This is a genomic window from Maridesulfovibrio bastinii DSM 16055, assembly GCF_000429985.1.
GTDB classification, from domain to species: Bacteria; Desulfobacterota; Desulfovibrionia; order Desulfovibrionales; family Desulfovibrionaceae; genus Maridesulfovibrio; species Maridesulfovibrio bastinii.
Map to the genome: position 1 here is coordinate 86649 of NZ_AUCX01000014.1, position 14381 is coordinate 101029.

The 14381-nt window shown below is 38.4% G+C and carries 9 protein-coding genes and 1 tRNA gene; 5 read left to right on the forward strand and 5 right to left on the reverse strand.

The window, feature by feature from the left end; genetic code table 11:
• Positions 1 to 6: 6 nt before the first annotated feature.
• Genes G496_RS0107880 through G496_RS0107890 form a run of 3 tightly spaced genes read right to left on the reverse strand, consistent with a single transcriptional unit; the run spans position 7 to position 3286 of the window.
• Positions 7 to 1392 carry a hypothetical protein gene (locus G496_RS0107880; RefSeq protein ID WP_027178808.1) on the reverse strand — a complete coding sequence of 462 codons (1386 nt, stop codon included), beginning with the start codon at positions 1390 to 1392 and terminating at the stop codon, positions 7 to 9.
• Positions 1386 to 2372, reverse strand: a complete 987-nt coding sequence (locus tag G496_RS19175) for a glycosyltransferase family 2 protein (protein ID WP_051294917.1) — start codon at positions 2370 to 2372, stop codon at positions 1386 to 1388. Before G496_RS19175 ends, G496_RS0107880 begins: the two co-directional genes overlap by 7 nt.
• A 20-nt stretch (positions 2373 to 2392) precedes the next feature.
• Positions 2393 to 3286, reverse strand: coding sequence for a lysylphosphatidylglycerol synthase domain-containing protein (locus tag G496_RS0107890; RefSeq protein ID WP_027178809.1), 894 nt, complete (start codon positions 3284 to 3286; stop codon positions 2393 to 2395).
• A 361-nt stretch (positions 3287 to 3647) separates the two neighbouring features.
• Here G496_RS0107890 and G496_RS0107895 point away from each other — a divergent pair, with 361 nt between their 5' ends.
• From G496_RS0107895 to G496_RS0107920, 5 genes are all read left to right on the forward strand, one after another.
• The gene (locus G496_RS0107895; RefSeq protein WP_156900616.1) at positions 3648 to 4640 is read left to right on the forward strand and encodes an NHL repeat-containing protein; all 993 of its coding nucleotides are present in this window, start codon (positions 3648 to 3650) and stop codon (positions 4638 to 4640) included.
• An 804-nt stretch (positions 4641 to 5444) separates the two neighbouring features.
• Positions 5445 to 8186, forward strand: coding sequence for a molybdopterin-dependent aldehyde oxidoreductase (locus tag G496_RS0107905; protein WP_027178811.1), 2742 nt, complete (start codon positions 5445 to 5447; stop codon positions 8184 to 8186).
• A gap of 90 nt (positions 8187 to 8276) precedes the next feature.
• Positions 8277 to 9440 (forward strand): iron-containing alcohol dehydrogenase, encoded by a 1164-nt coding sequence (locus G496_RS0107910; protein WP_034632736.1) that lies wholly within the window; start codon positions 8277 to 8279, stop codon positions 9438 to 9440.
• 230 nt (positions 9441 to 9670) lie between these two features.
• Positions 9671 to 10372: an Mpv17/PMP22 family protein gene (locus tag G496_RS0107915; protein ID WP_027178813.1), complete on the forward strand. Its 702-nt coding sequence runs from the start codon at positions 9671 to 9673 to the stop codon at positions 10370 to 10372.
• Between the two features lie 230 nt (positions 10373 to 10602).
• Entirely contained in the window at positions 10603 to 12681 is a 2079-nt protein-coding gene (locus G496_RS0107920) for a sigma-54-dependent Fis family transcriptional regulator (RefSeq protein ID WP_051294918.1), read from the forward strand.
• Positions 12682 to 12789: 108 nt separating this feature from the next.
• Here G496_RS0107920 and G496_RS0107925 read toward each other — a convergent pair whose 3' ends face one another.
• Together G496_RS0107925 and G496_RS0107930 are read right to left on the reverse strand one after the other, a co-directional pair.
• Positions 12790 to 14034: a phosphatidylserine decarboxylase gene (locus G496_RS0107925; protein WP_027178815.1), complete on the reverse strand. Its 1245-nt coding sequence runs from the start codon at positions 14032 to 14034 to the stop codon at positions 12790 to 12792.
• 227 nt (positions 14035 to 14261) lie between these two features.
• Positions 14262 to 14351: transfer RNA gene (locus tag G496_RS0107930), tRNA-Ser, on the reverse strand.
• Positions 14352 to 14381: the final 30 nt, after the last annotated feature.

Genomic DNA, 14381 nt, shown 5'->3' on the forward strand with positions numbered 1-14381 from the left:
CAATATTTATTTAGCTTTGCGAGAATTCCACCATTTATTAAATCCAATAACAGAACCAAAAATTAAAATTGGTGCATAGGCTCCATTATATCTTGTTAAACCGTGAGTCGCTAAAGAATTAAAAATAAACATAGCAAAGGTTGGAAACAAGACCATAAAAAGACAACTATTTTTATTCCTGAATGAAAAAAATACTGCGTAAACAAACAAAAAGTATACAGGTATATACAAAATACTAAGCATGGGGTTCATCATTAACCTAAACCCTATTGGAATTGACATTAATAAATGTCTAATAGGATGTGCTAATATATTATGAATAGCCCTTCTCTTTAATATTGAGTCAGCTTTTAATGGACCTTTTTGTTTATATAGTTGATTATATTCAACTCTAGAAAGGTGGTACAATCCATTTTTATCATCACGCACAAGAGGTGTGTAATATTTTTTATCGACAAATTTAATCAGGCTTTTTTTAAGTATAGGAGAACGTGACCAATACGCGAATGAAGCAAAATAAGAGGACCAAGGCATCATATTGTATCTTGACCTGAGTTCGAGAACAACGCCACCACCTGAGGATAAAAATTTCTTACCTGATATGTGTTCATTGCGCAGTTCCCAAGGATAAAATATTGAAATCCAGGCAATGCTCAGAATTAATAACCCTAAAATAGTTCTTTTAACATTTATCCTGTTAATTACGGAGTATAAAAAAGAAACAGCAATGAAAAATAATCCTACATATTTCCATTGAGGCAAAACCATAGTCAACAGACCTAAAGATAATCCACTTATTAGAAAGAGTAATAATCTTGATTTCTTAAAAGCAAAATAGAGAGTTAATGAAAACAGCATAAAGACAAAAGCTGCAAATTCTTCACGATATAACCTATAAATATATCTTTCTAAAAAAGGGTGAAATCCTATGAACCATAATGTAAAATATGCTGGAATTTTTCTCCCAAGATAATCCCAAACCATCCATGCAGTCATAAACGCTGTCATTAATAATAAAAAAGCTTGAACATACTTAAAATAAACCAATGAATGATCAGATGTCAGCTTTCCTCCACTACCAGCAGCTCTCCAATTACTACTCTCCTTTAATTGTGGTATAACTTTGATAAGTCCTGCAAGAAAAAACGGATAGCCTGGTGGTCGATGATAATTAAAATTTGAATGATTTCCATCAAAAGATGAAGAATATATATTATTCTTAGCAAGATTGTATGCAATAGCTACATATTCTCCGGCATCGCCATCCAAGCTACCCCTATAATCCATTTTGAAAAAGCATACTACAGCAAAAAATAAAATAAAAATAAATACAGCAATAGTTATATTGCGTTCAATTTTTCTTATAAGTGATGAAAAAAAAGATTTTAACACTTAGTATTACCATCCACATCAATTTTTGATGTTACTTTTTCAATTTTTTCATCAAGATCATATTGACTTACTTTCAACTGTTCTAACAATCTTCTGTTCACACCTATAAGGTCAGCAACAAAAGCGATTAAACCAGTCTGAACACCCATTACCAATAAAACCCCGGACAGGACAACAGACTGAACATGCCCTGTCCCACTGCCTATCGCCCAATAATATAAATATCTAAGACCTAGAAGACCTCCTGACAATAAAAGTATGGCAGATATTATGCTGAAAAATAAAAATGGACGATATGTTACTGATATACGTACTATAGTAACAATTGAACGCTTGATATAAGATTTTATACTGCTGAATAGACGTGATGGACGAAGGTCTTCGTTAACTCTTATATCTACTGAAGTTATAGCCATATTGGCCTGTCCAGCTTGAATAATAGTCTCCAATGTATATGTATAATTATTGAAAACATTCAGGAGCTTAGCAGCATCTCTACTTATAGCTCGGAAACCACTTGGTGCATCCATAACATTGGTCCCGCTTGCAGTCCTTACTACCCAACTTCCAAGTCGCTGTAACATTTTTTTTAACGGTGAAAAATGCTCTATAGTCTGTATAGGTCTTGTGCCGACAACAATATCTGCTTTGCCTTCAATTATAGGTGTTGTTAGCTTATGAATATCATCTCCGCAATATTGGTTGTCAGCATCAGTATTGACAATTACGTCAGCCCCAAGAGCGAGAGATGCCTTTAAGCCTGTCATAAATCCATGGGCGAGCCCCTTATTCCTTGGGTGAGAAACAACATAATTCGCACCATGTTTACGAGCAACATCTATAGTGCCATCTGAACACCCATCATCAATAATAAGATATTCAACCTTATCAAATCCTACCACCTTACGTGGCAAGGCATCCAATGTAATCCCAATAGTTTCAGCCTCATTGAAACAAGGTATCTGTATAATTAATTTCATAACGAGATATAATATAATGATTAAAATTTATGTCTTTTGAAATTAGACAAGGCAAAACTGCCGCCAAAAAAAAATAAGTCTCCAAGCGTAGTAGTGGCACGAAATAAAATAGCAACCGACAAGGCATCAGGTTCAGACAAAAATCTTGCCAGCATAGCAGTCATGACAGCTTCTCTGACCCCTATCCCGGCAGGAGCACCTGGCGTAGCAATACCCAAAAACCATGCGGCTGTATATATTGAAATGACTGTCATAAAATCAACATTTGATACACTGTGACTGCTTATGACAAAAACATAAAAAATACACCCTGAACTAATAAAAAATAACAAATCCAGTACACAAACTGAACAAATTGTTTTCCAAAGACTGTATATAGAAATATTTTTATTAAGGTTAACTGTAGATCTGCTAATAATTTTCAAAATTATATAAGGAGCAACAGCTAAAATTAAAATAGCAACAGAGAGGCTTATAACTGGAGAAACAGGTGGAGCTATCGGTAAATCTATCCAAGCACAAATGATTACTGCAGATGTAATCTGGCAAATAATTTCAAGCATAGAGGCAAAAGCTATAACTTTCTGAGATATTCCAATTCGTGAAGCTATAAATTGTCTACCAACATAGTGTCCAACATTACCTGGAAAATATTTACCTATTGAACATCTTGTGTATATATATAAAAGATCTAAAATTGATTTTTCTTTATTTAGAATTTTAACAAATAAGAACCAACCAGAACCTAGTAAATAATAAAATAATGCATAAAAAATGCTACCTACAAGAATATAGAATATTATACTTGAAGAAAAATTCAACCTAGAAATATTTAATAAAATTTTTTTTCCCAAGAATAAAACACTGAGGACAACAACGACTAATCCAACAAAATTATAAATTTTTTTGTACAATTTTTTACCTTAATTAAATTGATGCCTGTAGATGTAAATTAAACTAATTTTAACTAAATATATTTTATGGTTGCAGACCTTATAGACAATTTTTGATCAGCTAATATATTAAATTCAATAGATTGTAAAACTGTTTAACTATTCCAAACAGGAACTATACTAAACTAACAGTGCAATTATTCTATTTAAAAAACAATCATTCTTTCAAAATCATTTTTATGCTCAGTTAGAAAATCAATCAAATAAGACCTTGCCTGCAACTCAAATTTATAATAATATTATTTAGATAGCTAAAAGAAATAAAATTTGCTATAATTTCAAATTACGATAAATTAGTTCTACTTTATCTATAGGGTCGAAAATGACAAAACAAATCTATATAATATTTTTAAGCTTTTACTTATCACTAGCTCTTTTCTCATCAATTGTTTTTGCGTCTCAAGGTACTATGATAAAAACAATACCATTAGATGAATATGTGACTGGATTCGACATAGATTTTGATGGCTATATACATATAGCAACAACTTCAGGTATAAAAAAATATTCCAAGGATGGGAAATATATAAAAACTTATGGCAATATTGATTACGCTAATTTTCCAACAGGAATAAGGATAGGAATAAATGGAAATATTTATGCACCATATCTTAACAATGAGATTTCAATTTTCAACCCGGAAGGCGAATACATCGCTTCCATTACAAAATTTGGTGCTGACAATAATAAATTTAAAAATATCGTTGATCTTGCCTTTGATAACTCAGGGGACATTTATGTTGCTGATAACGCCCTTCATCAAATAGTCAAACTAAATTCTAATGGACAATATTTAAATAAAATTGGAGGCCCTGAACATACAACTTCATATCTTTCAGCAGCTCAGTCAGTTGTAGTTGATAAACAAGGAATAGTATATGTAACTGATATATCAGCAGACAACTCGGGCATTAAAATTTTTGCGCCAGAAGGAATTTTCATAAAAAGAATAAGATATTTTCAACATGCAGAACCAATATTATTAAATGGTTCTCTGAAAAACTGGTCATGCGATTTTAATTCAATATCGTTATTAAATGAAAGCTACATACTTGGATGTGAATCTAATGATAACATAGTGCATATTTTACCAACATCAGCACTCACAACAGATAATTTTATATACGTAGGCCGTATTGGCAATAATAACGAGAATGACAAAAACCTATTAGATAGTCCTAGAATTGTGAGAAGTGATAAAGATAATAAAATCTATATATTAACACAACAAGGTTTGCAAATTTTTAAATGGTCTGGATTTCCTAATACCTCATCCCCCAAAAATTTAACATCAATTTTTTCTATACTTTTATAATACTAATTCAAATTATATATTTTATTTTCTCAAAAAAAATGATAAGCAATATATTTAAATTAAATACTTCTTTTAAAAAAATTAATTTACCTATCCTCTAAACTACACCTCACCGTATCTTACGGCTACACAAAACAAGGAGGCACAAGCCCGAATTATCAAAATTCCATATTAATTTTTGCCTAGACTGAATATGGGGCCGGACCTTTTCGAAAGATTTAACTCAGTATGCCCGGTCTCTGGATGATCTTCATCTTGCGATAACACCCTTCAATTGTTCCTCTGTTCTTGCCGTAACGAAACATCCGAGAGCTTCATCTTTCCAACTCTTCAAAGTTTTTCCTAATGTCCAGAGCGGAGCAAATGTTATCTGCTGAAGTTGGTTTATTTTATCAAGCAATTCGAAAAGATATTACAACTATTTTGTACCCTGATCCCAAGCAATTTATCAAATTTATAGCGCAAATGATAAATATTTCCGATGTTGTTTGTATTTGAAAATATTTTGATAAAAGATCTTGATTGTTATCATAAATATTAAATGTCCTTTTTTTGAGTTATCTTTCCATATCCATACCTGCCTAGTATACAACTCCACAGTACATATCAAAAAAGTAAAGCTCATTATAGCAACTAAACTGTTAAGGCTTAACAGTTATATTTACATGTAAAGTTTTAACTGTACATTACACTTTGGACTTTACACTTTTATAGATTGGCATAACTATCCAAAATTATACAAATATTTTTCATAATAATACATGGCACACCGTTTGCTTTTATACACTAAAAACGAGGTGCAACATGAGTTCATTATTACAGAAGAGAATCTTCGTTAATGGTGTAGAGACAAATCTCTTTACAAATCCTGACGCGAAACTGTCTGAGGTATTAAGAGAACAGTTACACTTGACTGGAACTAAAGTAGGATGTGGAGAAGGACAATGCGGTGCCTGCTCAGTCATCCTAGATGGTAAAGTTGTAAGGTCATGTATAACAAAGATGAAAAAAGTTCCTGAACATTCTAATATTACTACAATAGAAGGACTTGGAAAGCCGGGACATCTGCATCCATTGCAGAAAGCATGGGCCTTGCACGGTGCGGCTCAATGCGGTTTCTGTTCACCGGGATTTATTGTTTCTGCAAAAGGATTACTTGACGTAAACGACACCCCTTCCAGAGAAGATGTACGCAACTGGTTTCAGAAACACAGGAATGCCTGCCGTTGTACAGGATATAAACCCTTAGTAGACGCTGTTATGGCCGCGGCAGAAGTAATGCGCGGTGATGCTCCTGAAGACAGTCTTGATTTTAAAATGCCTGAAGACGGACGCATCTGGGGCTCTAAATATCCCCGCCCTACAGCTGAAGCCAAAGTTACCGGTACTCTTGATTATGGTGCTGATCTTGGACTTAAACTTCCTGAAGACACCCTATATGTAGCACTGGTTCAATCTGAAGAACATCATGCTAATATTATCAGCATAGATACTTCCAAAGCTAAAACCATGCCCGGTGTTGCAGCTGTACTTACAGCCGAAGATGTAAAAGGCAAAAACCGTATTTTCGGACTGGTGCAAAGCCCCTATCACAAAGGTGATGGTTGGGAACGTCCTATTATTAATGATACAAAAGTTTTCCAATATGGTGATGTTCTGGCTCTAGTCTGCGCAGACAGTCAGGAAGAAGCTGAAGCAGCAGCTAAAGAAGTTGTGGTAGAACTTGAAAGACTGCCTGCCTATCTCAGCGCACCTGAAGCAATGGCTGAGGATGCTATGGAGATACATCCCGGAACACCTAATATTTATTTCACTCAACCACTTATTAAAGGTGATGAAACAGCCCCTATCTTTGAAAGAGATGATGTTGAAGTTGTTGAAGGCAACTTTATTACCAGTCGTCAGCCACACATGCCAATAGAGCCGGATGTATCATTCGCTTACATGGGTGATGATGAACTGCTGCATATTCATAGTAAATCAATTGCAGTTCACCTTCACGCATTTATGATTGCTGAAGGAATGGGACTTACTCCTGATAAAATAGCTCTTGCCTCCAATCCTATGGGTGGAACATTCGGATACAAATTAAGTCCGACTTCAGAAGCTCTTGTAGGTGTGGCAGTAATGGCTACAGGACGTCCATGTTTACTGAAATACAATTATTTCCAGCAGATGACATATACAGGAAAAAGATCTCCATTCTACATTTCCGCCCGCATGGCCGCAGAGAAAAAGACCGGTCGCATACTGGCTCTTGAACACGACTATTCAGTCGATCATGGTCCATACTGCGAAATGGGTAGTGTTCTGACTGGCAGAGGAATTCAATTTATCGGAGCTGGTTACGACATACCCAATATCAGAGGTATGGGTAGAACTGTATGTACAAACCACGCCTGGGGTGCCGCATTCAGAGGCTTTGGAGGCATACAGTCAGTTTTTGCCGGAGAATCCCTTGTAGATGAAATGGCCATTGCTCTTGGTCAGGATCCTTTGGAATTCAGATATGCAAACTGTTACCGTGATGGAGCCACCACACCTACAGGGGCCATACCTGACGTTATCGCCCTTCCCCAGCTTCTTGAAGCCTTACGCCCCAAATATAAGAAAGCTAAAGACCGTGCCGCAAAGGAATCAACAGAGACAGTTAAAAAAGGTGCTGGAATCGCTGTGGGAGTTTACGGAGCTGGAGCAGACGGTATCGATTCTGCTGAAGTCTTCATCCAGTATGATCCTGATAATGGAGTTACCCTTGGATGTTCATGGGAAGACCATGGACAGGGTGCAGACATAGGAGCCGTTGGTACCACCCATGAAGCACTGCGCCCCATGAACATACCTGTAGAAAAAATTCGTTTCAGCTGGCCTGATTCTTCAAAACAACCGCCGGCAGGTCCTGCTGGAGCATCCCGCTCACAGGTTGTCGTAGGTAATGCGCTTAACGCTGCCTGCAAAGCCATGCTTGACGCTCTTAAAAAACCTGATGGATCTTACATGAGCTACGAAGAAGCCGTAGCCGCAGAAAAACCTACACGTTTCGACGGATCCTATAGTTCTATGGGTAGCGTGTGTGATCCTGAAACAGGTTTGGGCACTCCCTTTGTAAACTGCATGTATACCATTTATATGGCTGAAGTTTCAGTAGAAATAGCCACCGGTAAAGTAAAAGTAGATCGTTTCTCCTGTGTAGCTGACCTTGGTTCCATAAACAACAGACTCGCTGTTGATGGGCAGATATACGGCTGCATTGCGCAGGGAATCGGATTGGCCTTAAGCGAAGACTTTGAGGACATAAAGAAACATTCAACAATGATAGGAGCTGGATTCCCGTATATCGAAAGTATTCCGGATGATATGGAGATTGAATATTTTGAAAACAATTTGAGGGAACACGGACCATTCGGTGCATCTGGTGCAGGAGAAGGCCCCATGGTTAATCCGCACATGGCAGTAATAAACGCCATCAGGGATGCTTGTGGAGCCAGAATATACAGACTTCCTGCAACACCTGACAGAGTTCTTGAAGCCTTGAAAGCTATATAAATATGACGATGCCCAGTTTTGCATCGCCAATATTTTCACCCATGCATAATAATGCATGCATAAAAATCTTTAAAAAATGTGAGGAAAGCTATGATCACTGCATTTCAACTTGCAAACATGATTTTTACTGGTGCTGAAGCTCTGGGAAAGGTTCCCGAAACCATCAAAATGCAGGGTTTGAAGAAACCTTTGATCGTCACCGACAAAGGTGTTGTAAAAGTAGGCCTGGCAAAACAAGTAACAGATGTTCTTGAAGCTGAGGGAATTCCTTACGCTCTCTACGATGAATCAGTACCTAATCCTGATGAAAAAAATGCAGAAGACTCCTACAGCATGTATAAAAAAGAAGGATGCGACTGCCTTATCGGTCTTGGAGGCGGCAGCTCAATGGATGCGGCCAAAGGCTGCGGAATTCTTGCAACCAGCGGCGGACCTATCGACCAGTATCGCGGAATGGGACTTCTTAAAGCCCCTCTCCCATTTTATATTGCAATTCCAACAACTGCCGGAACAGGATCGGAATCAACATGTGCAGCCATTATTACAAATACCAGAGATGATCATCCGTGGAAAATGGTAATCCTTGATGGCAGGCTTCTGCCTGATGTTGCTATCATTGATCCCATGCTTATGATGGGGCTCCCACCGGCTATCACTGCGTCTACAGGAATGGATGCCATGACTCATGCTATTGAGGCATACCTTTCAATCGGAGCAATGGAATATACGAATGCTCTGGCTCTGGGGGCAATAGAGCTTGTCTTCAAATACCTGAGCCGTGCTGTTGGTAACGGCAATGATATAGAAGCAAGAGAAAAAATGGCTTATGCGCAAACCATGGGCGGCATGGCTTTTTCCAATGCCGGTCTTGGTCTGGTTCATTCAATGGCCCATCCGCTGAGTGCATTTTACCATATATCACATGGCTTTGCTAACGCAGTCTGTCTCCCTGTTGTTCTTGATTACAATAAAATTGTATGCAGAGAAAAGATGGCTAAGATAGCCGAAATAAGCGGAATGAGCGATCTTGGAAAATACCCTGAAGAAGCTTGTGTTGAGGCTGTTCAAAGGCTCAACGATCTGGTTGGAATTCCAAGAACAATTACTGAAGCTGCCGCTATGATCGATAAGAAGATAGACACCAAGGATATTGAACCGATGTCTAAGGATGCCCTTAATGAGGTTTCTACAGTCACAACTCCAAGGATTCCCAACCTTAAAGAGGTTATGAGTCTGTACAAAAAATGCTGGTAAACTGCCATGTTCCTCTAAATGAGGAAGATATTATCTGACCTTTTGCAACCCGAGGTCAGTCGGACTTGCGATGCAGAGCCGTCATCGCAAGTCCGCTTTAAATCAGTAAGTTAAATCTAAACACAGTTTTTTACACTAAAATCTTCTTTTTGAAGTAAAGATCGCACCTAACTTTGTTTGGCGCGTACAGGGGAGCTTTGTCTAAAAAACTCCCCGAGGAGTTAAAAGACATGAAATCAACTGATCCGCTGGCAGCTGCGGCCATAATTCTGGCCATACTGTTTTTTACATTCGTGCCGGATTCTATACAGGCCGTCGGCAATTTTGCTGAATCACATCCGTATGTGATGAGCTTTCTTAAATTTGCCATCCTTGGAACACTTGGAGAAATGGTCGCTCTCAGAATCACATCAAAGAACTACAATATGCCCGGATTCGGTCTTAAACCAAGATTTATAGTCTGGGGCTGTATTGGTGTTTTGATTCACACCGCATTTATTATCTATGCAACCGGAACTCCGAATTTTCTACATGTACTTGGTTTTGCCATTCAGGATAATGCTCTAGCTGATGGCAACTTTATGACAAGACTCGGACTGGCTTTTTCAATCAGTGCTCTGATGAATTTATTGTTTGCCCCTCTATTTATGCTTGCCCATGGGGTGGTTTCCATACATATCGAAAAAACCGGAGGATCACTGCATGGATTTTTTTCACCTATAAATATTGGAAACATCCTCGGTGAAATTGATTGGAAAATGACCTGGGGATTTGTGTTTAAAAAAACTATTCCGTTCTTCTGGATTCCTGCACACACCATAACTTTCTTGCTTCCACCTGATTTACGCGTCTTATTTGCTGCTTCTCTTGGAGTAGTTCTGGGAGTAATCCTTGCCTTTGCAAGTCTTAACAGTGTGGAATCACCGGCATAATTGTTCCTGTATTTGAGGACAGACTTTATTTGATGCGAATGCTGAAAATACAAAGCCTGTCCTCAATGCTTTTTATAAAACAAATAATTAGAGCTTGCCTTTTTTACTGCATGGACTTGTACACAATATTTCCTGATGGTAGAATTATCTCGAAAAATAAACGGAAGAAGAACTGTAGTAATTCTGCTGCCCATCTCAGAATGTGTATGAAAAAAAGGTAGGAGACAAAAATGCATGTATCCACTTCCAAGGGAGACAGAAGACGGTATGAAGAAGAACTTATCGCTCCCTTTGAAAAAACAAATATGGAAAATTTCTATGACGGTTTTTCCTCTCCCGGAGCCTCACATGCAACTTTGTGGAAAAAAATCCATGAAGCCAGAACCTCATTTCATTTAGGCAAAGAAGTTGATCCATCACTTATAAGACCGCATGTCCTTCGCTCATGGAACCGCTCACGCCTTGGCAATGCCCCTATTTCAGGTCTTCCTTCTGTACACTTAAGCAACACAGAAATGCAGAGAATTCTGCAAAAAAACGATTTTTTACTTTCAACAGCAAAACCAATTATGGAAGAGCTGCTGAATAATATCCACCCTACCAATAATTGTGTTATACTTACTGAAGCCCAAGGAATCTACCTGCATACACTTGGTGACGGGCTTGAGTTCGGACGAGGAACAGCTGATTCTCTACAAGGTCTCGTCAGCGGAGAAGCTATAGAAGGAACCACCGCAATGGGAATATGCCGTGTTGAAAAGCAGGCAACCTGTATACTTGGGTGTGAACATTACAACTCATACTTTGACAGCTGGTCATGCTCCGCAGCTCCCATTTTCGATCATAAAAATGAATTAGTCGGGACTCTTTCCATGACTATGAAGAGGAACAGCTTTAATCATCATGCATTCGGGCTGGTTATTTCTGCAGCTAAAGCCGTAACAGAGCAAATGCTTCTTAAACAATTACTGCAGGAGACCAGAACAATAATGGATATTCTTGGTGAGGCTGTTGTTGTGCTGGATAATTTCGGCTGTATCAGGATGATGAACAGCTATGCTAAAGAGATGTTTCATGTAACAGAAGACATCAGTGGCAGACCTCTCACCGACATCGCCAAACCGCTGGATAGAGACCGCTTCCCGGATACTGATATACAGGTAAGGGATAATGAATGTTCGATGCAACTGACTGATGGAACTTCACTTCAATGCCTTTACTCATCTTCCCCGGTTCCTGAAGGTGGAGTATGCCTTACGCTAAGAGAAAGCCAAAGGGTCAACCAGCTCACAAACAGAATGACGCGAGCCAAAGCCATCTATAATTTTTCCGATATACTTGGAAAAGCTGACTCGACCATGCAATCGATCAATATGGCTAAAAAGGCCAGCTCCAACTCCATGACAACGCTAATTTTAGGAGAAAGCGGCGTTGGTAAAGAACTTTTTGCTCAGGCCATACACAATACCAGTCCCAGAAAAAAACACCCTTTTATTGTTATCAACTGCGGAGCAATTCCAAGGGACTTAGTTCAGAGTGAACTTTTTGGATATGAATCAGGATCGTTCACAGGAGCATCCCGTCAGGGAGCCCCGGGTAAATTTGAACTGGCTGATGGTGGAACCCTTTTTCTTGACGAAATAGGGGATATGCCACTCGCAGCTCAGGCCAATCTTTTGAGAGTCCTTCAGGAAGGAGAAGTAACCAGAGTAGGTGGTAAAAGGTCAAGAAAAGTTGATGTTCGAGTGATAGCGGCTACTCATCGTGATCTGGCAAAACACGTTGCCAATGGAACATTCCGTCACGATTTATACTACAGACTCAATGTACTTGTAATTAAAGTCCCAGCATTAAGACAACGTAGAAGCGATATCAGCATACTTTCGAATTTCTTCCTGAAAAAAATGGCCGGATATCTTGGCAAAAAACTAAGCGGATTTACGGCTGATGCTATGAGCAGGCTGGAAAACTATAACTGGCCCGGTAATGTAAGAGAGCTGGAAAATATTGTGGAACGGACAGCCGTTATGGCGGACGGGCCATGGATAAGCAAAGAAGACCTACTTCCAGAGCTGCAACAACCGGATATGTCCACTCCACCCCCGTTCAATTTTCAGGATTCTTCAATTACTAAGAATGAAGTCACAAAGGGTAAATCATCCGTTGAAAAACAACGCCTGTTTGATGCCCTGCACACAAATAGAGGAAATGTCCAAGCCGCGGCAAAAGAAATGGGTATATCCAGAGTTACACTTTATGCTCATATAAGAAGGCACGGGCTATCACTTGATTCTTTTCGCCATAATTAAAAAATGGAACCTTCTAAGCGTCAACCACCTCAAAAATGAGACAAAGGCCGCGCAATAACTAAATTATCGCGCGACCTTTGGATATCTGTCTAAAATTCTAAATTATAATTAATTATTTGAATCTGTATCAAATATTCCTATCTGATTACCGAGTCGAACTTTAATCGCACCGGATTTATACCTGTTAGGTTCAAAGAATAGAATTACCAAAGATCGGCCATAAAGAAAGTGGCCTAATTCTTCACCGCGTTTAACTTCCACAGGTTTATCTGATTGCAGAAACTTCTTTTCAAAAACTACAGACCCGACAGTGCTTAATCCCACGGGAACAACACCAACCAGACCGTATTTACCAGTATCAATTATAAAATATCCACGCTGGTAACTTTCAAATGCTCCGAAACTGGCTCCGTGATATCCCACATTTCCGTTTGTAGGAACAAACTCAGGGAAGTCCTTCATCCCCAGAAGAGACCCCTTGATCAATCTGGTCTCAATCACCTTTCCGCCTACAGGAGCATGGTAATGATGGTATGTATTAGGCATGAGTATGCATGACATAGCTGTACCACCAACAAAATTTTTCCAATATTTTGAATTAGCGAGCATTTCTCTGATATTGAGCTTCTGTGTTCCTTTGGTGGGAATCAAAGTATTTTCATCGATAATTTCAGCTGGTATTGTGTTCACAATAGCATCAGTCGGGGCTGAAATAATATAATCACGTTCAGGCATTGTTTGAGGTCTGGCCTCTTCAATATTTTTAAATCTACGTGAAAAGAACTGATTATATGATTTGAAACCACCATCCTTGGCATCAGGATCAGGCAGATAATATTGATCCTTTTCAATACGGACATCAGACAGCCACTCAGAAACATATTTAGTTGATTTCTTACTATTTAAAAATTGTCCGCGTTCAGCAGAAAAATTATCAAATAACTCTAGCCCCGGTGAAGTCTGAAAAACAGCGCTGCCAAGAGGGTTTCGGTAGGCGAATAGATCCATTTGTTCTATATATTTTAGACCATTATCAGAGCTTCCCTGTGCTTCAGGAAGAAACGTGCACCACTTTTCAAAAAATGGAATTAGATCATCAAAAGATTTTCCGAGCCACGGATTCCCGTCTTTCCGATAACTTGCAGGAGTATTTTTCATATTTTTAAAAGCCTTATCAACAAGCATCTTAAATGTTTTGTTGTTATTATAGGCTTTAACCATTTCGTTAATTGAATGTGCGCATGGACAATCATCAGAAACAGTTAAATCATGACCGGCATAAGAAAAATCTGGAGAAAGTAGAAGTAATGAAAATAAAATAAAAAAATGCAAAATATTTAAACTTTTTTTCATAGTCGGCTCCACTTCTAAATTTAAGTTAGCAGGTTACAGAAAAGAAGGACTAAGGAACCATACTTTAATTATAAATTTAAATCCAATTGTATGTAAAAATATTATTATTCAACATTTAATATTGTGGAGTGATGCTTGGGCAATAGCATAAAGATTAAATACAGCATCAATTTATAAAATAAAAAATCCCCCTGTAACCTTGGTTACAGGGGGATTAACTATCTCTCTGGCGGAGAGGAGAGGATTTGAACCTCCGTTAGCGTTAACTAAACACGCTTTCCAGGCGTGCTCCTTAAGCCAGACTCGGACACCTCTCCGCATTGGGTGAAACAGTGTTTAGCTAATCA

Excerpts from the sequence above, each read along its gene's own strand:
- G496_RS19175 (WP_051294917.1), bottom strand. The coding sequence starts at position 2,372 with ATGAAATTAATTATACAGATACCTTGTTTCAATGAGGCTGAAACTATT.
- G496_RS0107895 (WP_156900616.1), top strand. The coding sequence starts at position 3,648 with ATGACAAAACAAATCTATATAATATTTTTAAGCTTTTACTTATCACTA.
- G496_RS0107905 (WP_027178811.1), top strand. The coding sequence starts at position 5,445 with ATGAGTTCATTATTACAGAAGAGAATCTTCGTTAATGGTGTAGAGACA.
- G496_RS0107910 (WP_034632736.1), top strand. The coding sequence starts at position 8,277 with ATGATCACTGCATTTCAACTTGCAAACATGATTTTTACTGGTGCTGAA.
- G496_RS0107915 (WP_027178813.1), top strand. The coding sequence starts at position 9,671 with ATGAAATCAACTGATCCGCTGGCAGCTGCGGCCATAATTCTGGCCATA.
- G496_RS0107920 (WP_051294918.1), top strand. The coding sequence starts at position 10,603 with ATGCATGTATCCACTTCCAAGGGAGACAGAAGACGGTATGAAGAAGAA.
- G496_RS0107925 (WP_027178815.1), bottom strand. The coding sequence starts at position 14,034 with ATGAAAAAAAGTTTAAATATTTTGCATTTTTTTATTTTATTTTCATTA.